This is a genomic window from Thermovibrio ruber (assembly GCF_055380895.1).
On sequence record NZ_AP042397.1, the window covers coordinates 1,160,632 to 1,182,451 of the forward strand.

A 21,820-nucleotide genomic window follows, 5' to 3' on the forward strand; every position below is an offset into this window, starting at 1 on the left:
TCTTACCGTTTCTTCTGATAAAATTGGCCTGCAGAGAAGCCTTTAGAGGAAGGTTAAATGGCTAAGAGCCGAGGATTCTGGGCAGACTGGACTTTCGGGAAGTTGGCGGCGCTTTCGGCTTTTTTAGTAGTTCTCATTCTAATTGCTCTTGCTTTTGTTCTCTACAGCGAGTCTGAGCTTGCCATAAAGACATTTGGAGTGTGGAAGTTTATTACCTCAAAGGTTTGGAACCCTCCGATAGAGAAGTTCGGGGGAGCTCCAGCCATATTCGGAAGCATCGTCAGCACAGTTATTTCAATTCTGATTGCCGTTCCAGTTGCCATCGGAATTGCCATATTCCTAACAGAAATTGCTCCCCATCCTTTAAGAACCCCCGTTGGGGTGGCGATAGAGCTCCTTGCAGCCATTCCAAGTATTATCTACGGAATGTGGGGTCTCTTCTTCTTCGCTCCCTTTATGAGGGACTACCTTCAGCCGGTTATCCACGTAACTTTAGGGAAACTACCGTTAATAGGTCAGTGGTTTGAGGGATACACTCCAGGAATTGGCCTCTTAACTGCTTCAATAGTCCTCTCAATAATGATTCTTCCCTATGCGGCTGCAATCTCAAGGGATTCTTTTAAGATGGTTCCAGACGTTTTAAAGGAGTCTGCATACGCCCTTGGAGCTACGAAGTGGGACGTTATGAAGGACGTCGTTATTCCCTACGCCAAGCTTGGAGTTATAGGGGGAATAATTCTCTCGCTGGGGAGAGCTCTCGGCGAAACGATGGCTGTTACCTTCGTTATGGGTAACCAGCCGGTAATTCCCCACTCCCTCTTAGAGCCTGCAACCTCTATAACCGTTACACTTGCAAACGAGTTTACAGAGGCCGACTCAGACATCTACCTTTCAAGCCTCTTCTACCTTGCCTTTATTCTGTTCGTTATGAGCTTTTTAGTCATAGCCGTAGGTAAGTTCGTTTTCCTCAAGAGAGTTGAGAAGGGGTAGAGCTTGGACGCTTTAAGGAAGAGAAAAGTTGTAAACAGGATTATCTTAGTTCTCTCTACACTTGCAGCTCTTTTTGGCCTTATGTGGCTACTCTGGATCTTAGGAACGCTCCTCTACAAAGGTTTAGGTTCTCTCTCTTGGGAAGTTTTTGTCGGTGACCCGCCTGCTCCCGGAGATAACACGGGAGGCTTAAAACACGCAATAGTCGGCCAGATGATAATCGTTTTCCTTGCAACCGTTATAGGTATTCCAATTGGAATACTTGCAGGAACGTACCTCTCTGAGTATGGCGGAAACAGTAGAGTGGCAAACTTCATAAGAGACCTGTCAGACGTAGTTATGAGTGTTCCATCAATAGTTATCGGAACCTTTATTTACGCGGTTATGGTTAAGCCTGCTGGCCACTTTATGGGAGTAGCAGGCTCTGTTGCTCTCGCGATAATGATGATTCCCATAATCCTCAGGACAACAGACGACATGTTGAGGATGGTTCCGCCGGAGCTCCGGGAAGCCGCATACGCCCTTGGAGCTACGAAGTTTAAGGTCATTAAAGATGTTGTTTACAGGGCTGCAATTACTGGAATCGTTACCGGAGTTATTCTTTCAGTTGCGAGAATCGGCGGAGAGACGGCTCCTCTCCTCTTTACCTCCTTTAACAACAACTTCTTTACGTTAAACATCTTCCAGCCTATGGCTTCACTAACGGTTACAATGTACGACTATGCAATGAGCCCTTACAAATACTGGCAAGAGCTTGCCTGGGCTGCAGCGATTATCCTTACATTGGGAGTTTTAGGGGCAAACATTTTAGGAAGGTTAATTGCCCACTACAAGTTTAAGAAGTAGGAGGAGTAATGGCTTTTATAATAGAGCCTTCTGAGCCTGTAAAGATCGTAGTTGACGACCTTAAGTTCTACTATGGAAATCACCAGGTTTTGAAGGGTATTTCTTTTAAAGTTCCAGAGAAAAAGGTTACTGCCCTTATAGGTCCATCAGGGTGTGGGAAAACAACTCTCCTAAGGAGTTTCAACAGGATACATGACCTTTACCCGGGGAACAGGTACGAGGGGAAAATTCTGTTAGACGGTGAGAACATACTAGACCCCGACTACGACGTGATAAAACTGAGAATAAGGGTCGGAATGGTCTTCCAGAAACCCACTGCCTTTCCTATGTCCATTTTTGATAATGTAGCCTACGGTTTAAGGCTTCAGGGGATAAAGAACAAATCGGAACTCTCAGATAGAGTAGAGAAAGCCCTGAAAGATGCAGCCCTCTGGGATGAGGTTAAAGATAAACTAAATAAACCTGCTACGGCCCTCTCCGGAGGTCAACAACAAAGACTCTGTATTGCAAGGGCTATAGCTGTTGAGCCTGAAGTTCTCCTCTTTGACGAGCCGACCTCAGCTTTAGACCCAATCTCAACGGCTAAGATTGAAGAGCTGGTTGTAAGTTTTAAAGATAGGCTAACTGTGATAATAGTTACACACAACATGCAGCAGGCTGCGAGGGTTTCAGACTACACAGCCTTCATGTATTTGGGAGAGCTGATAGAGTTTAACAAAACTGAAGAGCTCTTCGTTAAACCGAAAGAGAAACTTACAGAGGACTACATCACAGGAAGGTTTGGCTAAAATTAGAGATTCATAATTCTTGACCTTTCCACTCACTCTATCTTAAAATAGTCTTAACTGTTCTCTTTTACAGATTGTTTACAAAATTTTTACAATTTGGTAATATCTACCAAAAGCAGACAGGAGAGTTGAAATGCTCTACAGCTTTATCGTCTTTTTGGTTGTGATGGCGCTTGCAGGACTTTCACTCTGGATAATGTCAGTTGCCGTAGCTCCAAGGAACCCACACCCTGTTAAAGAAGATACCTACGAGTGTGGTCTGCCAGCTCCGGAGCCTATAATCTCCAGCGTTAACTTTCAGTATTACTTCTACGCCATTATCTTCATAGCTATGGACATAGCTGGAGTTTTCTTCGTTCTTTACTCGGTAGGTAAGGGAGACCCGAAGTTTGGTTGGATATTTATTCTCTTCTCACTACTACTTATGATTCCCCTCACCTACGTAATGGTTGGAGGAAACAGAAAATGATTTTAAAGTTCTTTGATTGGACGAGGGCAAACTCACCTTGGGGAGTCCACTTCTGTAGTGGTTGCTGTTCCTTGGAAGTTTTAGCTCTTATGGGTCCAAGGTTTGACTGGGAAAGGTACGGTTTTATGATGACTCCAAGTCCCCGTCAGGCAGACTTTATTATCGTTACTGGGCTCGTCTCAAGGAAGGTTCTTCCAGTCCTTTTGAGGGTCTACCAGCAGATGCCGGAACCGAGGTACGTCTTTGGAATGGGAGCCTGTGCAGGAGGAGGAGGTCCCTACTGGGACTCAGACTTCGTTGCAGTTGATGTTTCTCAATATATCCCATTTGACGTTTTTGTTGCAGGTTGTCCACCGAACCCTGAGGCGACCCTTGAAGGTCTTTTGAGATTGAAGGAAATAATCTTTAAAGACAGAGAGAACGCAGCGAAGAAACACCCGAACTGTATGGAAGAAATAGAGTATTAAGGAGCAGCTATGTTAGAGGAGATAAAGGAAAAGGTAAGGTCTGAGTTTGGTCTTGAATCAGAAGCTTACGACACGAACATGCTCCTTATTCAGTGTAAAAAGGAGGAGCTACGGAACCTGATGAAATTCCTAAAAGAGAACGGTTTTAGGTATCCGCATACGGTTTCAGTTGTTGACTACACCCCTAAGGGAGAGGGGTTTCAGGTTAACTACATACTGGAAAACCTTGACTACAAAAAGTTGGTTATGGTGAGAGTAACCCTTCCTGAAAACGACCTGACGATTCCGACGGTTTCAGATATATTTCCACCCCTTCAGCCCCACGAACGGGAAGCTTGGGAAATGTTCGGAGTTGAGTTTATCGGAAATCCGAGGCTTGAAGTTATGCTCCTTCCTGAATGGGCAGAAGGTTTGTTTCCCCTTAGGAAGTCTTACGATTTTGAGAAACACAGGAAGCCATCTAAGGAGAAGAAGTAATGGGAAACAGTATAGCTATGGCTGGGTATACATTCGTAGTTGAGGAGCAGAAAGAGGTTTCAGGTGAGGATTTAGGGCTTCTTCAGGAGAAACTCCTCCAGCTCAACTGGGGTGTTCAGCACCCAGCATCTGGCCCTATGAGGCTAAAGGTGTGGCTTGACGGTGACGAGGTTGTAAAGGTTGACCCAGACATCGGTTACGTTCTAAGGCTTTTAGAGAAGTTGGTTGAGTATAGAACTTGGCAAAACGCAATCGTTAATGTTGAAAGGGCTTGCTTTATAGACAACTTCGGAACTATGACGGGTTACTCTATAGCTGCTGAGAAGATCGCAGGAGTTGAGGTTCCAAAAAAGGCCGATTACGTGAGGACTATTCTTTGTGAAGGTGGAAGAATAGTGAGCCACCTTATAGGTCTTGGTGGTTTTGTTGGAGTTTTAGGAGTTCACACTCCAACGCAGTGGGCGCTGATTGCTCGTGAGAAGTTCTTAGACGCCTTTGAGGTCTACTCAGGTCAGAGAATAGCTACTGCCTCTATCGTTCCAGGTGGGGTTAGGTTTGAACCTACCGGAAATTTCATAGAAAAGATGATTACTGCTGTTGATTTCCTTGAGAAAGAGTTTATTCCACGCTACGGAGAGGTCTTTATTGATAACCCGACTCTTAAGCTCCGTTCACAAGGGGTTGGAGTTGTTCCGAGAGAAAAGGCCATTGAGCTTGGGCTTGCCGGTCCTGCTCTAAGGGCTTCTGGAGTAGCTTCAGACATTAGGAAGGACTACCCCTATGCAGCTTACGGAGAGCTTGACTTTAAAGTAGTTACAAAGGAAGAAGGGGATGCCTACGCAAGGTATCTAGTAATCTGGGAAGAGTTAAAGGAGTCTGCAAAGATAATAAGGCAGGCGATAGAGGGGCTGCCTGAGGGAGAGTGGAGAACTAAGTTCCCGATAAAGGTTCCATCGGGTGAAGCCTACGTTAACGTTGAGTGGGCAAGGGGATGCTTCGGTTTCCACCTCATAAGCGACGGTGGAACTGGTCCCTACAGGCTGAAGATGAGAGCTCCCTCCTTCGCAAACCTCTGGGCTATGCCAGAGATAATGAAGAACGTAAAGCTTGCGGACGTTCCGGTCATATTTGCATCCCTCTACATGTGCCACGGCGACATAGACAGGTAGGAGGCAAGGAATGGAAGCTTGGATTAAAGCGATATTCTTCCCGGGATTTCTCTTCCTGCTGGTGGTGTTCTTGGGAATTTTCTACCTTGAGAGGAAGGTACTGGCAGACGTTCACCTTAGAACTGGTCCTTACTACGTTGGAAAGTGGGGAATTCTCCAGACTACGGCAGACGTTTTTAAGCTCCTCCAGAAGGAATCCATTATTCAGAGGAGGGCGAATAAGCTTCTCTTCTCACTTATTCCATTTGTTGCTTTCCTTATGGTTGCAGCACTTATTGCCTTTATACCTTTCTCTGAACACAGCTACATAGTGAGCACGAGTTTTGACCTTCTGGTAGTTCTTGCCCTTGTTACCGGTATGCCTCCGGTCTTCTTCTACGCCGGTTGGGTTTCAAAGAGTAAGTACTCTTTTATTGGTGGTTTGAGAATGGTAAACCAGATGATTTCGGGAGAAATTCCCCTTTGGCTCTCTGCCCTTGCTGCTGCCGTCTTCTACGGAACGCTAAACCACCTTGAGATAGTTCATCAGAGCTCTTTCTTAGGTTTCTTAATTCTCCTTCCAGCATTTCTTATATTCGTTACTGCAACTCTTATCGTTACTGATAGGCCGCCTTTTGATATACCTGAGGCAGAACAGGAGATAGTCTACGGATTCTTGACTGAGTTTGGAGGTTTTAACTACGCAATACTTGTCCTTTCAAAACTGATAGAGCTCTTTGCCCTCTACTCAGTAGCCGTTGTTCTTTTCCTTGGAGGCTTTAAGGGGCCTGTGCTTCCGGGGATTCTCTGGTTTTTCATAAAGATTGTAGGGCTCTACCTCTTTACCTTCGTCGTAAGGGCTTCTACTCCCCGTATCAGGATGGATCAGCTCTTAAGGTTCTGTTGGAAAGTATTAACTCCTTTAGCTCTTCTAAACCTTGCCTTTATTGTTCTTGTAAAGATGTTCATTTCTTAAGGAGAGGTGTTAAATGGAAGCTAAAGACGCTCTGAAGATACCTGTTGAGGCTACGAAGAAGGTTTTAAGGGTTACAAAAGCCCTCTTTGCTCCAAAGGCTACTGAGATCTGGTGGGACAAGGGGATAAAGAGAGAGCTCCACTACCGGGGCAAGCACATTATAAATGCAGAGCTCTGCATAGGCTGTTCAATGTGTGCAAGAGCTTGCCCTGTTAACTGTATAGACATGGTTCCAACCGGTGTTAAGAAGCCAAGGGCCGTTCCGAAGGTTAGGGCTAACGAGTGTATCTTCTGCGGCCTCTGTGAGGATGCATGCCCTACAAAGCCTGAGAAAGCCATAAAGCTAACCGACCACTACTCAATGCTCTTAGAGGATGTTACGTGGGACAAGTTAACTGAATACGTCTTTGAGCCTGAGAACTTGGAAGAGGCAATTGAGAAGGCCAAGAAGATGGAGGAGCTCCTTGAGAAGAAGAAGCAGGAAGCTCTAAAGAAAAAGCAGCAGGCTCAACAGTCAAAGAAAGAGGTTAAAGGAGAGGAGTAATGGGGAACGTTTACTTCTGGATTATCTACGCAGTTGTTATAGGTAGTGCAATAATCGCTCTTGAAGCGACGTCTCTCCTTTGGGCAGCAATTTCGTTCGTCGTGTTGCTGTCAGAGATAGCTCTCGTTTACTTCGGTCTTAATATGCCAGTTCTGGGAGGTGTTCAGCTTGCCATCTACGCTGGTGGAGTAACGATACTTGTTCTCTTTGCAATTATGATGATTGGAGAGAGTTACAAAAAGCCAGAGGGTAAAGCCGTAAGTGCTATAGTTTTAAGTCTTTTCCTTCTTATCCTCGGAACGTCCTTTTCCTTCTTGAGCGCTATAGACACGTTTCCCTTTAAAACCTTCTCAACAGAGGTTTTAGGAACCGTTTTCGTAGAGAAATACTCCTTCTTTACGATAGTTTTAGGTTTTATCGTTTCTGCCCTCCTTTACATGGCAAATGCAATCATTACGAAGAAAAGGGAGGCTAAGTAATGCTTCTTGAGGCCGACATTCATGCATACCTGTTTTTATCATTCTCCCTTCTTGCAGTGGGGGTTTACGGTCTTCTCTCAAGGAGGTCTGTAATTAGGATGCTCTTTGCAGTTGAAATGATAATAAACGCTGCAAACCTTAACCTTGCCATCTTCTCTGCCCAGAGGAACGTTGACGGTGAGATATTCGCCTTTTTCACGATAGGACTTGCTGCCCTTGAGGCTGCTGTAGGTCTTGCAATAGTAATCGTTTTTTACAAGCGGTTTGGTGAGGTCATTCCTTCAAAAATCAGGAATCTGAGGTGGTAGGTATGGAGAAGTTGGTCTGGGTTACTTATCTAACAATAGGGATCTTTTTCCTCGGAAGCATATCAGCCTTTTTAATAGGTAAGTTTACAGAAAGGTGGAACTCATTCTGGGTTGCTGCGTTAACAGGGTTAACGGGCTTTATCCTTACCTGCTACACTGCACTTAACTTAGGTGAACACCCGATAGTCCACAACTTCAACTGGTTTACCTTCGGCTCTTTTAAAGTTCCGCTGGGAATTTACGTTGACAGTTTGGCCGTTGTAATGGCCTTGATAGCCACCGGAATCGGTTTCTTAGACATCCTTTTCTCTAAAGGTTACATGGAAGAGGACGAGTCTCCCAACAGATATTACTTTGAGAAGCTCTTCTTCATAGGCTCTATGGTTGGCCTCGTTTTTGTAAGCAACTTGGTTGGACTCTACATCTTCTGGGAAGGCGTAGGTCTCTGTTCCTACCTCTTAATCGGCTACTGGTACTGGAAGAAGAGTGCAGCTGAGGCTGCCCTTAAAGCCTTCGTTATGACAAGGTTCGGCGACGTGTTTATGCTTGCAGGAATAATCGTTGCCTGGGTTTTACTTGGAACTATTAACTTTCAGGAGTTAAACGCCCTTGCAGTTGCAGGTGCTTTTCCTGTAAAGCTCGGCCTTTTAATCTCAATCCTCATCTTTATCGGAGCCGTCGGTAAGTCTGCACAGTTTCCCCTCTTCCCGTGGCTCTTAGATGCTATGGAAGGTCCTACAACCGTTTCAGCCCTTATCCACGCCGCTACGATGGTTAATGCCGGTGTCTACTTAGTTGCAAGAATGTTCCCCTTCTTTGATTACTCCCACGCTCTCATTCTTGTTGGTTTCGTTGGAGCTCTCTCTGCCTTCATCGCAGCGACGGGAGCTCTCGCCCACACAGAGATTAAAAAGATTCTTGCTTTCTCAACGATGGAACACCTTGCCTTAATGTTTGTTGCTATAGGAGTTGGGTCTGCAGCTGCAGGAATATTCCACCTTATGAACCACGCAATCTTTAAGGCACTCCTCTTCTTGGCTGCTGGTGCCGTTATCCACATGACACACCACCAGAAAGATGCCTTTAAGCTTGGAGGCCTTTACAAATACATGCCCCAAACGGCGCTTCTCTTCTTGGTAGGTATCTTAGCCCTTGCAGGTGTTCCACCGTTTAACGGTTTCTTCAGTAAGGACTGGATAATTTCAGCAACTTACGAGTATGGAAACCCTGTAATCTTCGGTTTAACCTTTGTTGCAGCAGTTCTCTGTATTGCCTACGGTTTTAGGCTCTGGTTCGTTGTCTTTACTGGAGAGCCTTCTGAGTATTCAAAGAAGGCAAGGGAAGCCTACCCTGTAATGCTCGTTCCTCTTTACGTCCTTGCAGTTCTCACAGTATTAGTTCCCTTCTTCAAGGAGAAAATCATTCACTTTCTCTTTGGAGAGGTTCATGAGCCCTTCTTCTTAAATCTCTTGGTGGCAACCCTAACGGTAATGTTTATCCTCTTTGGAATCGTCTTCCTCATCTACTACAAGAGGGTTATTAGCACTGCTAAGTTCCTTGCCCACCCCCTTGGAAAGGGGATAAACGAGTTCCTCTACAACGGCTGGTACGTAGATGCTGCGATAAAGTGGCTCTGCCGCCACGTCTTCTACGGTTCAATAGCCAAGGCAGTTGAGTGGATTGATACGAACATAGTTGACGGTGCAGTAAACGGCACTGCAAAGCTATCACTTGCCTGCTGGGACAGGTGCAGGAAGATACAGACAGGAGACGTTATAGACTACCTGACCTACTTCGTTGCTGGCGTTTTAGTCCTTACACTAATCATTCTCTTTGTTTAGGAGGAGTGGATGGTTCTACTCAGTATGATACTTCTCCCGGTTTTAGTTGCTCCTTTTGCCTGGATAGGTGAGAAGTTAAACCGGGATATTCCGAAATACCTGTCGTTGGCAGTAGGACTTTTCTTAGCCTTCTGCACTGCTTTTCTGATTGTCAAATACCCGGGAAACGGATTTGCCTTCCACGAATCCTACACTATATACCCGCCTTTTGACTTTAACCTTCACTTGGCAGCCGACGGCATATCGTTAGTTCTCCTCGGAATTGTTGCCTTCCTTGCAATAACTGTTACCCTTTCTTCTTGGAATATTGAAAGACCGGGTGCTTACTTTTTCCTGATACTCGTCTTCTTGGGACCTATGGTCGGAGTTTTCGTTTCAATGAACCTTCTCTGGTTCTTCATCTTCTGGGAGTTTACACTCGTTCCCATGTTCTTCCACATAGGTATCTGGGGAGCAGAGAACAGGATATACGCGGCAATGAAGTTCTTTATCTACACCCACCTTGCAAGTATCTTCTTACTTCTCGGTATTATCGTTCTATACCTTTCAACCCACACCTTTGAGTTTGAGAAGCTCTTAAACGTTCAGCTTGATCCTTCAATAGCCAAACTTGTCTGGATTCTCATGTTTATCGGCTTTGCCGTTAAGATGCCCGTTGTTCCGTTCCACACTTGGCTTCCAGACGCCCACGTTCAGGCTCCTTCTCCGATTTCAGTTTTCCTTGCAGGTCTTCTTCTTAAGATGGGAGCCTACGGTCTCCTAAGGTGGGAAATATTCCTCTTCCCTCAGACGAGTAAGTTCTTTGCTCCACTTATGGCCTTTATTGCCGTCCTTACGATCTTTTACGCTGGCTTTAGAGCCCTTGCCGAAGATCACATAAAGAGGATGGTTGCCTACTCAAGTATTAACCACATGGGGTTTGTCCTCCTCGGCCTTTCAGCACTAACTGCTGCTGGAATTTCTGCGGCAGTTTACGAAATGGTAGGCCACGCCTTAGTTATCTCACTTCTCTTTATGATTGCAGGTTATATCCACCATAAGACCCACACTTGGTATATATCTGAGCTTGGCGGAATTATGAAAAAGATTCCCGGCCTTATGACGATGTTCGTTATAGGAGTCCTTGCTGCAGTAGGTCTTCCGGGAACCGCAGGTTTTGTAGGGGAGCTCTCTGTTATGCTTGCAGCTTTTGACTACTACGGCTGGGTTATGGTTATCGTTCCACTTGCAAGTGCTCTGAGTGCAGGTTTCTTCATGTGGATGCTCCAGAGGGCTGTTTTTGGCCCGTTAAGGGAAGGTTTTGAAAACCTGAAGTCTTTAAAGGAACTTCCTATGGTTGAGAACATTCCACTTGCCCTTTACATTGGAGCTTTTATACTGGTTGGGGTTGTTCCGGCCGTTGTATTTAACCTCTATAACCCTGTTGTTAACACTTTCGCACAATTCTTTCAGTAGGGGGTAACAGGTGAACATTAACTTCCTTGCAGCAACGATGGTTTTAGCCTTAACGGGAGCGTTTCTTCCCGTTATCAACAGGCTATTCAGGATATCGGGGATACAGGGAGCTCTCATCTCCTCAATCGGCTACGTTGTCTCCCTCTTTCTGGTTCTCATATCCGATAAAGGAAGACACGTTTTAAAGGGCTTTTTTACAACAGATCCGGTCTCTATTTTAGTGGGAAGTCTCGTTTTAGTGGCCTCATGGATGGTTATGTTGGTCATTTACTGGATAACCGAGAAGGACAAGTTCGTAAACGAGCTCATCTCTGCTCTTATGATATCTACTGCTGGGGCTCTCCTCCTTCTAAGCGCCAACAACTTCGTCTCCCTTGCCATATCTATGGAGCTTATGACTATGCCTACATACCTAATGGTTCTCTTTGCCTTTGACGATAAGTCATTTGAGGCGGGAGTAAAGTATTTCTTCAGCGGAGCTCTCGCCGTTGGCTTTATGCTCTTCGGAATCTCCCTTCTCTACGGAATAACGGGAAGCTTTGAGTTTTCAGCTTTAGTTAAGAACCTGTTTGCAGACCCACTCGTTGCTCTTGCTGCCGTATTTATCTTTGCAGGATTTGGATTTAAGATAACCGCCTTTCCGTTTCACTTCTGGGGACCCGACGTTTACGACGGAACCTGCCCAGGAGTTGCTGCCCTCCTTACAGGTATCTCTAAGAGCGCTGCTTTCATAGGTCTTATGAGAATTGTCTACGAGGCCATTCCCGTAGTTGCTGGCCACTTTACACTTATACTTGCAATAATTGCAGCACTTACTATGACAGTTGGAAACCTTTTAGCCCTTGCCCAAAAGAGAGTTTCAAGGATACTTGCCTACTCTTCCATTGCCCATGCAGGATACACTCTCGTTGCTTTTGCAGCCCTCTCTGTTCCACTTAGTATTACCGGTATTATCTACCACTCCGTCGCCTACGTCTTTATGAAGACGGCTGCGTTCCTCTGTTTTGCCGTTTTCCTGTTTGTCTGGGGTGCAAGAACGATGGACGACTACAAGGGATTGGGTAGAAGGGAGCCGCTTCTTGCCGCTCTTTTCCTCATCTTCCTTCTATCACTTGCAGGCGTTCCGCCGATGGCAGGTTTTATAAGTAAGGTATTTGTCTTTACGGCTGCTGTTGATGCAGGAATGACCTGGTTAGCCCTTATCGGTCTTTTAAACAGCGCATTCTCCGTTGCTTACTACATCTGGATAGCAAAACAGATGTATCTTGAGGAGCCTACACTTGAGAAGCCTGTAAACGACTCTCCAAACAAGAACTGGATACTCCTTCCTCTGGCAGTTATGGCTATTCTCCTGATTGTTTTCGGTGTTTGGATCAATCCGGTTGTTGATACCTCTGCCTTCTACGCAGCAAAGGTCGGTTTTTAGGGGAGCTCTGTCTCCCTTTCATCTATCGTTTATAATTCCCACTACCCATTTCCCCTCAAGGAGAAGTTGTGTTTGTCAGAGAAGTTTATAAGTTGCCGGTGGGGGCTCCCTTTGAAGGCTACTTCGTTGTTGAACATGTAGAGATAAAAAAACACAGAACGGGGGAGCCCTTCCTGAGGCTTGTCTTGTCGGATAAAACAGGGACTTTCCAAGCCCTATGGTGGAAACCTCCTAAAGGTGCCGACTTAACCGTTTTTAAAAAGGGAGATGTTGTTTTTGTTAAAGGAAACGTTGAATACTTTAACGGTAACCTGCAACCTAAGCTTACTGATATAAGAATTGCCTCTGAAGGAGAATACGACCCGAAGAAGTTCGTCAGTGAGAGCAGGTTCTCCATAGAGGAGCAGTTTACAGAGCTATTAGAGATAATAGACTCCGTTCAAAACGAATACCTTAAAAAGCTCTTAGAGAGCTTCTTCTACGACGATGAGTTCGTTGAGAAGTTTCTCAGGGCTCCTGGCGGAAAAACCATCCACCACGCCTGTATAGGCGGCCTTTTGGAGCACACTTTAGGAGTTGTTGATGTATGTGAAGTTGTTGCCAAGCGTTACAAAAGCATAGACAGGGATTTATTGATAACGGCAGCAATACTCCACGACATCGGTAAGGTTTACGAGTACAGTATAGAAACGGCTATAGACAGGACAAACGAAGGAATACTATTAGGACACCTCTATATGAGCTGCGAGATGGTAGCCTTTAAAGTTTCCCAGATTGAAGGTTTCCCGAAAGATTTAAAGACAAAACTTCTCCACTGTATCCTTTCCCACCACGGCCAGTATGAACACGGCTCTCCAAAGAAGCCCAAGACCCTTGAGGCGGTTGCCCTTGCCTACGCAGACGCCTTAGACTCAAAGGTAAAAGGTTTTGAGGAGTTCATTGAGAGGGAGCTCGGAGGAGAGAAGGGGTGGACTAAGCGCCACTTTGCCTACGAAGTCCCAATCTTCTTTGACGGTAAAATAGACTATGGGGAGGATTTAGAATGAAGAAGCCTTTAACCTATAAGGATGCCGGAGTTGACATAGAAGCTGGAGAAAGACTTGTAGACAGGATAAAAGAGTATGCGAAGAGAACCTTTGACAGGAACGTTTTAGCCGGAATTGGCGGGTTTGGGGCGGGATACCTTCTTCCTTCCGGTTACTCAGAGCCCGTTCTCGTCTCCGGAACTGACGGGGTTGGGACGAAGCTGAAGGTTGCCCAAATGGCAAACATCCACGATACGGTCGGAATAGACCTCGTTGCGATGTGTGTCAACGACATCCTTACAGTTGGAGCTAAGCCCCTCTTCTTCTTAGACTACTTTGCAACCGGTAAGCTCTCTGTTGACGTTGCCGCAGACGTCGTTAAGGGAATAGCCAGAGGGTGTGAAATTGCAGGCTGCTCCCTCATAGGAGGAGAAACGGCGGAGATGCCGGACTTCTACCCGGAAGGTGAATACGACCTTGCAGGCTTTGTTGTAGGCATAGTTGATAAGAAAGACTACATAACCGGAGAGGAGATAAGACCGGGTGACGTTGTTTTAGGTTTGGCCTCTTCCGGTATTCACAGCAACGGTTATTCACTTGTAAGAAGGCTCTTTTTTGAGATCTTGGGGTTTAAAGTTGACGATTACGTAAAGGAGTTGGACGGTAAAGTTTACGAGGTTCTTCTGACTCCTACAAGGATATACATAAAGAGCGTTCTTTCCTTGCTTGAAGAGGTAAAAGTTAAGGGAATGGCACACATTACCGGCGGTGGTATTCCGGGAAACCTTGTAAGGGTTCTTCCGAAGAACGTTAACGCCGTTGTTAAGAAAGATTCTTGGGAAGTTCCGGAAGTTTTCAGGTTTATTCAGGAGAAGGGGAACGTTCCGGAAGAGGAGATGTTCAAAACGTTTAACATGGGTATAGGCTACACCGTCATAGTTTCTCCCGATGATATTGATAAGGCGGTTTCAGTCCTTGAGAGCTCCGGCGAAAAGGTCTTCAGAATTGGCGAGATTACAGAAGGGGAAGGGAGGGTAGTTATAGAGTGAGAGTGGCCGTTTTGGCTTCCGGAAGGGGAAGCAACTTTGAAGCCATAGCAAAGGCTTTTTTAAACGGGAAAATAAGGGGAGAGTTGGTAGCCCTTATTGTAAACAGGAGAAACGCCGGTGCCGTTGAGAGAGCCCGGAGGTTGGGGATTAACTGGCTCTTCGTTGATCCGTTTTCCTTTACGAGCCGTGAGGATTACGACGGGAGACTGGTTGAGATTCTTAAACACCTGAAGGTGGACTTAGTCTGTTTGGCAGGCTATATGCTGATAGTTTCCGATGTGTTCGTTGAGGCTTTTCCCAACAGGATTTTAAACATTCATCCATCTCTCCTTCCTTCGTTTCCCGGCCTTAAACCCCACTGGCAGGCGGTTACATACGGAGTAAGGGTATCGGGAGCTACGGTTCACATCGTTGATAAGGGAGTAGATACGGGTCCAATTGTGGTTCAGGTTGCCGTTCCGGTTTCTCCTGAAGACACTCCGGAAACCTTGGCCGATAAAGTCTTAAAGTGGGAACACAGGATATACCCTCAGGCCGTTAAGTGGTTCGTTGACGGAAGGGTCAAAGTGGAGGGAAGGAAGGTTGTAGTTGACGGTGCTGATTACAGCTCACTGCCAGTAGTTCCTGCATTAGAGGACTTTTAAATGGTTGAGGTTTTAGAGCTCTCAAACGGCCTTAAGGTTCTACTGAAGGAAGAAAAAGGGTTTGAAATACTTGCCGGGACGCTCTTTATGCCGGGAGGGTCTTCTTTAGACAGAGTTGAAGGGATAACTCTACTGACCCTTAGAACGGCCTTTAAGAGGAGCTTAAAGAGACCGGCCGAAGACTTTTACTCGTTTCAGGAACAGATGGGGACGCCGTTCTCTCCTGAGGTGTCTGTTGACTACTCTCAGCTTCGGTTTCAGTCGGTTTCCCGATTCTCTGAAGACTACGTCTCTCTGCTTACCGAAACCATTTTAAACCCCGGATTTTTGGAGGAGAGTTTCAGCGTTGAAAAGAGCTCCCTTCTGGCCTCTATAGTGGCAAAAAGGGAAAATTCCTTCACCCTTGCCTACGAGACCTTGATGAAGATGACTTACAGGGGAGTTCCCTACAGCAAGATGCCCTACGGAAGTGAGAAGAGCGTTTCGTCACTTACCGTTGACAGCTGTTCAGACTGGTTTAAAACGGTCTTTATACCTGAAGGTTCTACTGTTTCCCTCTGTGGAGACTTAGAAAATATAGATGCTGTTTTAAAAGAGCTTGAGGATATTTCCCTTAAACCGGTAAAAATTGAAGAGTTTGACTGCCCTATAACTGAGTCTAAAACAGAGTCTGTTCACAGGAAAGGTTCAGCCCAGAGCTTTATTCTCGTCGCCCTCAACGCCCCTTCAGTTTTAGACCCGAAATACCCGGTTTACAAGCTCCTGAACACAGTTTTGGGAGAGGGAATAGGTTCTCTTCTGTTTCAGGAGCTCCGGGAAAAGAGGGGCTTTGCCTACTCAACCGGTTCCCTGTATTCTTCAAGGAGAAACACCGGAAGGCTCCTCGTTTACATAGGAACTTCCCCCGAGAAAGAGGCGGCCGTAAGGGAGGAGCTCCGCAGGATAATCTCCCGTATTCCCTCTCTTCTAACTGAAGATCTTGTAGAAAGGGGAAAACGGTACTTTAGAGGGACTTACCTTCTTGACCACGAAACAAGGGGAAAGAAGGCATGGTATTTAGGTTTCTGGGAAGTTTTGGGAAGGGGATACGGATACGATAAGAATTTCTTTATGGAGATAGAAAACGTTAAATTAGAGGATATTTTAGAGGTTGCAGAAAGAGTATCAAGTGAACCGTTCCACGAGGTTGTTGTAAAGGATGAAGAGAGTAATAGTTAGCGCCTGCCTTTTAGGTATCAACTGCAAGTATAACGGTGGAAACAACAGAAACACGTTGATAGTTGAACTTTTTAGAAGAGGAGTTGTCGTTCCGCTGTGTCCGGAGCAGTTGGGAGGGCTTCCAACACCGAGGTCTCCTGCAAAGATTACAGAGGGAGATGGGTTTCAGGTAATCTCCGGAAAGGCAAGGGTTAAAACGGTTGACGGTTCTAACTTAGACGTAACGGAGAACTTCTTAAAGGGAGCTTACGAAACCCTTTACGCAGCAGAGCTCTTAAGAGATAGTTGCGTAGCTTGTATTCTAAAGGAGAAGAGCCCATCCTGTGGGGTAAAGAGAATTTACAGGTTTGAGAGTGACGAACTTAAGGAGGGAATGGGCGTTACGGCTGCACTTTTAAGTTCTAAAGGATTTAAAATTCTGTCTTCAGATGATAGAGAAAGTTTAGAAAAACTGGTAGAGGAGATTAATGAGTAGACTTCCGAAACTCAGAATCAAACACCTTGAGCTGAAATACCCCATAATTCAGGGTGGAATGGGGGCAAAAGTTTCCCTTCACAGACTTGCCTCTGCAGTTGCAAACGCAGGGGGAATAGGTGTAATTTCGGCAGTTCTCCTTCACGAAAAGGACAGGTCAAAGCCTAAAAAAACGACCTGTAAGGGAATAGACGTAGAGAGCGTTGGTCTAAAACCCTACCACTACGCCCACGAGCTTGCAGAGGAGATAAGGAAAGCAAAGGAGCTTGCCCCTAACGGAATAATCGGCGTGAATATAATGTACGCTTTAACCCACTTCTACGAGCTCCTCATGACGGCGATAGACGCCGGGGCAGACCTGATAATTCAGGGAGCAGGCTTTGGGAAGGACGTATTTAAAATCTGTAACACTTTTGACATGCCCCTTATAGAGATAGTTGCAACCCCAAAGGGTGCAAAGCTTTCAGAGAGGTTAGGGGCAGCGGCAGTTATCGTTGAGAGTGGGGAGGCCGGCGGACACCTTGGAACGATGGAGAGCTTGTGGGACGTTCTTCCTTCTATTGTTGAGGCTGTTGACATTCCGGTTATAGCTGCCGGCGGAATATTTGACGGAAAGGACATGGCAAGGGCTTTTGAGATGGGAGCAAAAGGGGTTCAGATCGCCACCCGCTTCATAGCAACCTACGAGTGTGACGCTGCACAGGAGTTCAAGGACTACATTATAAAGGCAAAGCCCGAAGACTCTATCTACATAAAAAGTCCAGTTGGAATGCCCGCCCACGCCGTCAGAAACCCGTTCACTGAAAGGCTTGAGAAGGAAGGAAAAATTCCTCACAAGTGCCCGTTTAACTGTTTAAAAACCTGTTCTGGTGAGGATTCTATATACTGTATTGCAGACGTTCTTCTTAAGTCCGTTTCCGGAGACGTAGAGAGGGGGCTTGTTTTCTCAGGAAGTAACGTCGGAAGGGTTAACAGGATGTACAGCGTTAAAGAGCTTATAGACGAGTTGGTCAGTGAGTGTGAGGCAGAACTTGAAAGGAAAAACCTTAATTTCGGGGAGGAGTAGATGAGAAAGCTCGTTGGAATAGCCATATTGTCTGTTGCATCTTTCAGTTGTGCAACCACTGGTCAGCAGACTACAACTGACGTTTCCTCTCTGAAGGCTGAAGTTGAAGCATTAAAGGCTAAAGTTTCCCAGAACAAAAGGAGGATAACCGGCCTTGAAGAGAGGGTTTCAAAGGTAGAGGACAGGGTTGCCACGAACGAACAGAACATCTACGACCTGAAGAAGGAAGTTGAACAGGTAAAGGGCATTGTTTCTCAGGTTACGGTAGGAGCTCCGCACACCGGGCAGCAGGAAAAACAACCTCAGCCTGTAGTACAGATGGGTGCTAAAGACCTCTACAGGCAGGCCTTTAACGCTATGGAATCAGGAGACTTTGACAAGGCTCAGCAGCTCTTCCAGCAGTTGGTTCAGCAGTATCCAGACGGCGACCTTGCAGACAACGCTCTCTACTGGATAGGGGAGATTTACTACTCCCACAACGACTACGAAACTGCAGCTAAATATTTCCAGCAGGTTATAGATAAATACCCAAATGGGAACAAAGTTTCTGCCGCAATGCTTAAGCTTGCTCTGTGTTACAGGGGAATGGGGGACATGAACAAGGCTAAGCAGATCCTTCGGGAAGTAATTCAGAAATACCCGGGAACGCCTGAAGCTGGTATAGCCAAAGTAAAACTAATGGAGCTGGAGCAGTAAGATGGAGATTGATGAGAAAGGTATAAAAGGGCTTGCCTGTAGGGCTGCAGATCTTTGGGTAAACCTTGAGCTTGGAAGGTGTAGGCCTGACAGCAACTATCAGCAGGTTCTTGAGTTCTTAAAGCAGCGGTTTAAAGCAGAGGAGGTTAACCCTCTTCTCCTTACCTTAGGTCTTCTTGAAATGGCTCTGATTGAAGATGCACTTAAGAACAGGAGCTACCTATCGGAAGAGGAGAGGGAACAGGTTATTCAAAATGTAGTAGAATCTCTAGCTAAGAACTTTCCGAAAATAGTTGACGAGATGGTTCCCATTTTAGACCTGTTGGAGAGGAAGATTGGAGAGTTTAAGGAGCTCTCCAAAAAGTACCGGTTGGGAGGAGAGTAGATGTCTAAGAAGGTAAAGTTAGCCGTTGTGGGAGTTGGGAACTGTGCAAGCTCTCTCATTCAGGGAATTTACTACTACAGAAACAAAAGTAAGGAAGAGATAACCGGTCTTATGCACTACGACATTGGCGGTTATAAACCTTGGGACATAGAGGTTGTTGCTGCCTTTGATATAGACGCAAGGAAGGTTGGAAAGGACGTAGGCAAGGCGATATTTGAAAAACCAAACTGCACTAAGGTTTTCTATCCGGACATTCCGGAGATGGGCGTTGAAGTCCAGATGGGTCCTGTAATGGACGGCTTTGCAGAGCACATGCTTGAATACCCTGAAGACCAACGTTTTGTTCCTGCAAATAAGGAGCCCGTTGACGTTGTTAAAGTCCTTAAGGAGAGCGGAGCAGAGGTTGTTGTTAACTACCTTCCCGTAGGCTCTGAGGAGGCTACCCGCTACTACGCTCAGTGTGCTTTAGAGGCCGGCTGCGCCTTTGTTAACTGTATTCCCGTGTTCATTGCTTCAGACGAAGAATGGGCAAATAAGTTTAAAGAGAAGGGGCTTCCGATAGTTGGAGACGACATAAAGTCCCAGGTTGGAGCAACAATAACCCATAGGGTTCTCGCAACCCTTATGGCTGATAGGGGAGTTCCGATTGACAGAACCTACCAACTGAACTTTGGTGGTAATACAGACTTCCTCAACATGCTTGAGAGGAAGAGACTTAAAACAAAGAAAGTTTCAAAGACAGAGGCCGTCCGCTCCTTAATACCTTACCCCATTGACAAGGACAACATCCACATCGGCCCAAGCGACTACGTTCCGTGGCTTAAGGACAACAAAATTGCATACATAAGGCTTGAGGGAAGGCTCTTTGGTGATGTTCCTATGTATATAGAGCTAAAACTCTCTGTTGAGGACTCTCCAAACAGCGCTGGTTCTGCAATAGATGCAATAAGGTGTGCAAAACTGGCAATGGACAGGAGAATTTCAGGCCCTCTCTACTCAATTTCTTCCTACACTATGAAACATCCCCCTGTTCAGTATCCGGACTGGAAGGCAAAAGAGTTAGTTGATAAGTTTATTGCCGGTGAAATTGAAAGGTAGTTTGGGGCTTTGTGCCCCTTTAAACTAAAAGTCCGCCGGACGTTCTGCTTACCTTAATTGGTCTGTTCTCCTCGTCAACAAGAACAACAGTTGGAGAGAAATCCTTAATCTCCTCTTCTGTAAGCTCACAGTAGCTTACGATTATTACGATATCCCCCTTTTGAACTTTCCTGGCAGCTGCTCCGTTGAGGCAGATCTCACCGCTTCCCGATTCTCCCGGTATTACGTAGGTTGAGAACCTTTCACCGTTTGTTACGTTGTATATGTCAACCTTCTCGTACGGATAAATGTTGGCAAGCTTTAACAGTTCACTGTCTATCGTTATGCTTCCCTCATAGTTAAGGTCTGCTCCGGTTACGGTAGCCCTGTGGATTTTAGACTTAAACATTATCCTTCTCATCTACTACTCCTTAACGGGAGTTTGCAACCCTAAATATAGTTTGAAGTAATTTCCGAAGAAAGATAACTATATTTAAGAAACGGAAAGACAACGGTTAAAGGAGGGAGAGATGGTAAGGTATCCGGCAGTAGCAGGTCAGTTCTACCCGGGAACGGCTGAAGAGCTCCGCCTCTTTTTAGACTCTTTCTGCAGGCGGGAGCTCCCAAAAGTGAAGGCAAAGGCCGTTGTAGTTCCCCACGCAGGATACATCTACTCGGGTAAAGTCGCAGGAGAGACTTACAGTAGGGTTGTAGTGCCTTCAAACTGTGTCGTTATGGGACCAAACCATACAGGCCTTGGTAAACCTGCTTCAGTATTCCCAGAGGGCGTATGGCTTACACCTTTGGGAGAGGTTCCTGTAAACAGCGAGATTGCCTCTGAGCTTATTGAACACTACCCTTACGAGCCCAACACTACTGCACACATCTACGAGCACTCTTTAGAAGTTCAAGTTCCTTTCCTTCAACACTGTTCAGGCTACCGGGAAGACCTGTCAATCGTTCCCATAGTCTTTCAGCACCTTTCCTACTCAGACTGTGTTGCTGCAGGGGAAGCCCTTTCGGAAGTTTTAAATGGTAGAGACTCTCTGATAGTTATCAGTACAGACTTTTCCCATTACGTCTCTCAGTCAACAGCTAAGAAGTTAGACTCACTTGCGATAGATCCTATACTGAATCTTGATCCGGAAGAGCTCTACAGAAGGGTCCACTCCTACAACATCTCAATGTGCGGCGTCATTCCGGCTACAGTCGGCATCGTTGCAGCTAAACTCTTAGGAGCTAACAGAGCTGAACTTGTTATGTATAGGACTTCAGGAGATGTAACCGGAGATTATAGTCAGGTTGTAGGGTATGCAGGAATCATCATATATTAACTATGATACAATTCGCTCAAACTTTGAGAGGAGGAGTTTTTGGGGAAGGAGGAGCAGTTAGCTGAAATCTTTAAAGCCCTTGCTCACCCAACAAGGGTAAAGATAGTTGAATACCTTTCAGACGGAGAGAAGTGCGTAAAGGACATTTGGCAGGAGTTAAATGTCCCGCAGCCTACAGTTTCCCAGCACATTAACATACTTAAGACTGCAGGAGTTATCTCCCATAGGAAGGATGGAGTAAAGACTTGTTACAGGATAGAAAAGCCGATAGTTATTAAAATAATGCAACTTTTAAAAGAGGAGGTTGATAATGGCTCAAGAGATTAGGACGGTAGAAGAGTTTGAAAGGGAAGTTCTCCAGTCCGATATCCCCGTTTTGGTTGACTTCTGGGCACCTTGGTGTGGACCCTGTAGAATGCTCGCTCCAACAATAGATGAGCTTGCTGAGGAGTATGCTGGAAAGGTTAAGGTTGTTAAGGTTAACACAGATGAGCTTCCGATGGTTGCAATGCAGTATGGCATTAGAGGGATTCCTACAGTTATGCTCTTTGTAAACGGAGACGTTGCAGACGTTAAGGTTGGTCTTCAGCCAAAGGCCGTTTTTGAAAACATGATTCAGAGAGTTCTTGGAGAGTAA

Annotated in this window: 27 protein-coding genes; 26 read left to right on the forward strand and 1 reads right to left on the reverse strand. The window is 45.8% G+C overall.

What is annotated here, in order from left to right:
- The first annotated feature begins 57 nt into the window (after nucleotides 1-57).
- From pstC to ACZ424_RS06260, 23 genes are all read left to right on the forward strand, one after another.
- Complete coding sequence (gene pstC, locus ACZ424_RS06150; RefSeq protein ID WP_464904103.1) at nucleotides 58-990, forward strand: phosphate ABC transporter permease subunit PstC; 933 nt, start codon at nucleotides 58-60, stop codon at nucleotides 988-990.
- 3 nt (nucleotides 991-993) lie between these two features.
- Complete coding sequence (gene pstA / locus ACZ424_RS06155; protein WP_464904104.1) at nucleotides 994-1,836, forward strand: phosphate ABC transporter permease PstA; 843 nt, start codon at nucleotides 994-996, stop codon at nucleotides 1,834-1,836.
- An 8-nt stretch (nucleotides 1,837-1,844) separates the two neighbouring features.
- Nucleotides 1,845-2,624 (forward strand): phosphate ABC transporter ATP-binding protein PstB, encoded by a 780-nt coding sequence (gene pstB, locus ACZ424_RS06160; RefSeq protein ID WP_464904105.1) that lies wholly within the window; start codon nucleotides 1,845-1,847, stop codon nucleotides 2,622-2,624.
- Nucleotides 2,625-2,757: 133 nt separating this feature from the next.
- Nucleotides 2,758-3,093, forward strand: coding sequence for an NADH-quinone oxidoreductase subunit A (locus tag ACZ424_RS06165; RefSeq protein ID WP_464904106.1), 336 nt, complete (start codon nucleotides 2,758-2,760; stop codon nucleotides 3,091-3,093).
- Nucleotides 3,090-3,560 carry an NADH-quinone oxidoreductase subunit B gene (locus ACZ424_RS06170; RefSeq protein WP_464904107.1) on the forward strand — a complete coding sequence of 157 codons (471 nt, stop codon included), beginning with the start codon at nucleotides 3,090-3,092 and terminating at the stop codon, nucleotides 3,558-3,560. The genes ACZ424_RS06165 and ACZ424_RS06170 overlap by 4 nt, the downstream gene beginning before the upstream one ends.
- Nucleotides 3,561-3,569: 9 nt before the next feature.
- Nucleotides 3,570-4,037: an NADH-quinone oxidoreductase subunit C gene (locus tag ACZ424_RS06175; protein WP_464904108.1), complete on the forward strand. Its 468-nt coding sequence runs from the start codon at nucleotides 3,570-3,572 to the stop codon at nucleotides 4,035-4,037.
- Nucleotides 4,037-5,206: an NADH-quinone oxidoreductase subunit D gene (locus ACZ424_RS06180; RefSeq protein ID WP_464904109.1), complete on the forward strand. Its 1,170-nt coding sequence runs from the start codon at nucleotides 4,037-4,039 to the stop codon at nucleotides 5,204-5,206. Before ACZ424_RS06175 ends, ACZ424_RS06180 begins: the two co-directional genes overlap by 1 nt.
- A gap of 10 nt (nucleotides 5,207-5,216) precedes the next feature.
- On the forward strand, nucleotides 5,217-6,161 hold the full coding sequence (locus ACZ424_RS06185; protein WP_464904110.1) for a complex I subunit 1/NuoH family protein: 945 nt from the start codon (nucleotides 5,217-5,219) through the stop codon (nucleotides 6,159-6,161).
- Between the two features lie 13 nt (nucleotides 6,162-6,174).
- Nucleotides 6,175-6,705, forward strand: coding sequence for a 4Fe-4S dicluster-binding protein (locus ACZ424_RS06190; protein ID WP_464904111.1), 531 nt, complete (start codon nucleotides 6,175-6,177; stop codon nucleotides 6,703-6,705).
- Complete coding sequence (locus tag ACZ424_RS06195) at nucleotides 6,705-7,184, forward strand: NADH-quinone oxidoreductase subunit J family protein (protein WP_464904112.1); 480 nt, start codon at nucleotides 6,705-6,707, stop codon at nucleotides 7,182-7,184. The genes ACZ424_RS06190 and ACZ424_RS06195 overlap by 1 nt, the downstream gene beginning before the upstream one ends.
- Complete coding sequence (gene nuoK, locus ACZ424_RS06200; protein ID WP_464904113.1) at nucleotides 7,184-7,492, forward strand: NADH-quinone oxidoreductase subunit NuoK; 309 nt, start codon at nucleotides 7,184-7,186, stop codon at nucleotides 7,490-7,492. The genes ACZ424_RS06195 and nuoK overlap by 1 nt, the downstream gene beginning before the upstream one ends.
- Before the next feature lie 2 nt (nucleotides 7,493-7,494).
- Nucleotides 7,495-9,333: an NADH-quinone oxidoreductase subunit 5 family protein gene (locus ACZ424_RS06205; protein ID WP_464904114.1), complete on the forward strand. Its 1,839-nt coding sequence runs from the start codon at nucleotides 7,495-7,497 to the stop codon at nucleotides 9,331-9,333.
- A gap of 9 nt (nucleotides 9,334-9,342) precedes the next feature.
- Nucleotides 9,343-10,788 (forward strand): complex I subunit 4 family protein, encoded by a 1,446-nt coding sequence (locus ACZ424_RS06210; RefSeq protein ID WP_464904115.1) that lies wholly within the window; start codon nucleotides 9,343-9,345, stop codon nucleotides 10,786-10,788.
- Nucleotides 10,789-10,798: 10 nt separating this feature from the next.
- Nucleotides 10,799-12,214, forward strand: coding sequence for an NADH-quinone oxidoreductase subunit N (locus tag ACZ424_RS06215; RefSeq protein ID WP_464904116.1), 1,416 nt, complete (start codon nucleotides 10,799-10,801; stop codon nucleotides 12,212-12,214).
- 68 nt (nucleotides 12,215-12,282) lie between these two features.
- Nucleotides 12,283-13,260 carry a 3'-5' exoribonuclease YhaM family protein gene (locus tag ACZ424_RS06220; RefSeq protein ID WP_464904117.1) on the forward strand — a complete coding sequence of 326 codons (978 nt, stop codon included), beginning with the start codon at nucleotides 12,283-12,285 and terminating at the stop codon, nucleotides 13,258-13,260.
- Nucleotides 13,257-14,288: a phosphoribosylformylglycinamidine cyclo-ligase gene (gene purM / locus ACZ424_RS06225; RefSeq protein WP_464904118.1), complete on the forward strand. Its 1,032-nt coding sequence runs from the start codon at nucleotides 13,257-13,259 to the stop codon at nucleotides 14,286-14,288. Before ACZ424_RS06220 ends, purM begins: the two co-directional genes overlap by 4 nt.
- The gene (gene purN / locus ACZ424_RS06230; RefSeq protein ID WP_464904119.1) at nucleotides 14,285-14,932 is read left to right on the forward strand and encodes a phosphoribosylglycinamide formyltransferase; all 648 of its coding nucleotides are present in this window, start codon (nucleotides 14,285-14,287) and stop codon (nucleotides 14,930-14,932) included. The genes purM and purN overlap by 4 nt, the downstream gene beginning before the upstream one ends.
- On the forward strand, nucleotides 14,933-16,150 hold the full coding sequence (locus ACZ424_RS06235) for a M16 family metallopeptidase (protein WP_464904120.1): 1,218 nt from the start codon (nucleotides 14,933-14,935) through the stop codon (nucleotides 16,148-16,150).
- Entirely contained in the window at nucleotides 16,131-16,625 is a 495-nt protein-coding gene (locus ACZ424_RS06240; protein WP_464904121.1) for a 2-thiouracil desulfurase family protein, read from the forward strand. The genes ACZ424_RS06235 and ACZ424_RS06240 overlap by 20 nt, the downstream gene beginning before the upstream one ends.
- Complete coding sequence (locus ACZ424_RS06245; protein ID WP_464904122.1) at nucleotides 16,618-17,691, forward strand: NAD(P)H-dependent flavin oxidoreductase; 1,074 nt, start codon at nucleotides 16,618-16,620, stop codon at nucleotides 17,689-17,691. Before ACZ424_RS06240 ends, ACZ424_RS06245 begins: the two co-directional genes overlap by 8 nt.
- Nucleotides 17,692-18,387 (forward strand): tol-pal system protein YbgF, encoded by a 696-nt coding sequence (gene ybgF / locus ACZ424_RS06250; RefSeq protein ID WP_464904123.1) that lies wholly within the window; start codon nucleotides 17,692-17,694, stop codon nucleotides 18,385-18,387.
- Between the two features lies 1 nt (nucleotide 18,388).
- The gene (locus tag ACZ424_RS06255; RefSeq protein WP_464904124.1) at nucleotides 18,389-18,772 is read left to right on the forward strand and encodes a hypothetical protein; all 384 of its coding nucleotides are present in this window, start codon (nucleotides 18,389-18,391) and stop codon (nucleotides 18,770-18,772) included.
- A complete protein-coding gene (locus ACZ424_RS06260; RefSeq protein ID WP_464904125.1) occupies nucleotides 18,773-19,870 on the forward strand; it encodes an inositol-3-phosphate synthase in 1,098 nt (365 codons plus the stop codon).
- 19 nt (nucleotides 19,871-19,889) lie between these two features.
- On the opposite strand, the gene panD is transcribed toward ACZ424_RS06260, so the two are convergent.
- Nucleotides 19,890-20,270, reverse strand: coding sequence for an aspartate 1-decarboxylase (panD, locus tag ACZ424_RS06265; protein WP_464904126.1), 381 nt, complete (start codon nucleotides 20,268-20,270; stop codon nucleotides 19,890-19,892).
- 109 nt (nucleotides 20,271-20,379) lie between these two features.
- On the opposite strand from panD, the gene amrB reads away from it, so the two are divergent.
- From amrB to trxA, 3 genes are read left to right on the forward strand one after another with little or no spacing between them, the layout of a single operon-like run.
- Nucleotides 20,380-21,183, forward strand: a complete 804-nt coding sequence (gene amrB, locus ACZ424_RS06270) for an AmmeMemoRadiSam system protein B (protein WP_464904127.1) — start codon at nucleotides 20,380-20,382, stop codon at nucleotides 21,181-21,183.
- 39 nt (nucleotides 21,184-21,222) lie between these two features.
- Nucleotides 21,223-21,510 carry an ArsR/SmtB family transcription factor gene (locus ACZ424_RS06275; RefSeq protein ID WP_464904128.1) on the forward strand — a complete coding sequence of 96 codons (288 nt, stop codon included), beginning with the start codon at nucleotides 21,223-21,225 and terminating at the stop codon, nucleotides 21,508-21,510.
- Nucleotides 21,494-21,820, forward strand: a complete 327-nt coding sequence (trxA, locus tag ACZ424_RS06280; protein WP_464904129.1) for a thioredoxin — start codon at nucleotides 21,494-21,496, stop codon at nucleotides 21,818-21,820. Before ACZ424_RS06275 ends, trxA begins: the two co-directional genes overlap by 17 nt.

Coding starts and splice junctions, on each gene's coding strand:
- pstC (WP_464904103.1), top strand. CDS start 58: ATGGCTAAGAGCCGAGGATTCTGGGCAGACTGGACTTTCGGGAAGTTG.
- pstB (WP_464904105.1), top strand. CDS start 1,845: ATGGCTTTTATAATAGAGCCTTCTGAGCCTGTAAAGATCGTAGTTGAC.
- ACZ424_RS06165 (WP_464904106.1), top strand. CDS start 2,758: ATGCTCTACAGCTTTATCGTCTTTTTGGTTGTGATGGCGCTTGCAGGA.
- ACZ424_RS06170 (WP_464904107.1), top strand. CDS start 3,090: ATGATTTTAAAGTTCTTTGATTGGACGAGGGCAAACTCACCTTGGGGA.
- ACZ424_RS06175 (WP_464904108.1), top strand. CDS start 3,570: ATGTTAGAGGAGATAAAGGAAAAGGTAAGGTCTGAGTTTGGTCTTGAA.
- ACZ424_RS06180 (WP_464904109.1), top strand. CDS start 4,037: ATGGGAAACAGTATAGCTATGGCTGGGTATACATTCGTAGTTGAGGAG.
- ACZ424_RS06185 (WP_464904110.1), top strand. CDS start 5,217: ATGGAAGCTTGGATTAAAGCGATATTCTTCCCGGGATTTCTCTTCCTG.
- ACZ424_RS06190 (WP_464904111.1), top strand. CDS start 6,175: ATGGAAGCTAAAGACGCTCTGAAGATACCTGTTGAGGCTACGAAGAAG.
- ACZ424_RS06195 (WP_464904112.1), top strand. CDS start 6,705: ATGGGGAACGTTTACTTCTGGATTATCTACGCAGTTGTTATAGGTAGT.
- nuoK (WP_464904113.1), top strand. CDS start 7,184: ATGCTTCTTGAGGCCGACATTCATGCATACCTGTTTTTATCATTCTCC.
- ACZ424_RS06205 (WP_464904114.1), top strand. CDS start 7,495: ATGGAGAAGTTGGTCTGGGTTACTTATCTAACAATAGGGATCTTTTTC.
- ACZ424_RS06210 (WP_464904115.1), top strand. CDS start 9,343: ATGGTTCTACTCAGTATGATACTTCTCCCGGTTTTAGTTGCTCCTTTT.
- purM (WP_464904118.1), top strand. CDS start 13,257: ATGAAGAAGCCTTTAACCTATAAGGATGCCGGAGTTGACATAGAAGCT.
- ACZ424_RS06235 (WP_464904120.1), top strand. CDS start 14,933: ATGGTTGAGGTTTTAGAGCTCTCAAACGGCCTTAAGGTTCTACTGAAG.
- ACZ424_RS06240 (WP_464904121.1), top strand. CDS start 16,131: ATGAAGAGAGTAATAGTTAGCGCCTGCCTTTTAGGTATCAACTGCAAG.
- ACZ424_RS06245 (WP_464904122.1), top strand. CDS start 16,618: ATGAGTAGACTTCCGAAACTCAGAATCAAACACCTTGAGCTGAAATAC.
- ybgF (WP_464904123.1), top strand. CDS start 17,692: ATGAGAAAGCTCGTTGGAATAGCCATATTGTCTGTTGCATCTTTCAGT.
- ACZ424_RS06255 (WP_464904124.1), top strand. CDS start 18,389: ATGGAGATTGATGAGAAAGGTATAAAAGGGCTTGCCTGTAGGGCTGCA.
- ACZ424_RS06260 (WP_464904125.1), top strand. CDS start 18,773: ATGTCTAAGAAGGTAAAGTTAGCCGTTGTGGGAGTTGGGAACTGTGCA.
- panD (WP_464904126.1), bottom strand. CDS start 20,270: ATGAGAAGGATAATGTTTAAGTCTAAAATCCACAGGGCTACCGTAACC.
- amrB (WP_464904127.1), top strand. CDS start 20,380: ATGGTAAGGTATCCGGCAGTAGCAGGTCAGTTCTACCCGGGAACGGCT.
- trxA (WP_464904129.1), top strand. CDS start 21,494: ATGGCTCAAGAGATTAGGACGGTAGAAGAGTTTGAAAGGGAAGTTCTC.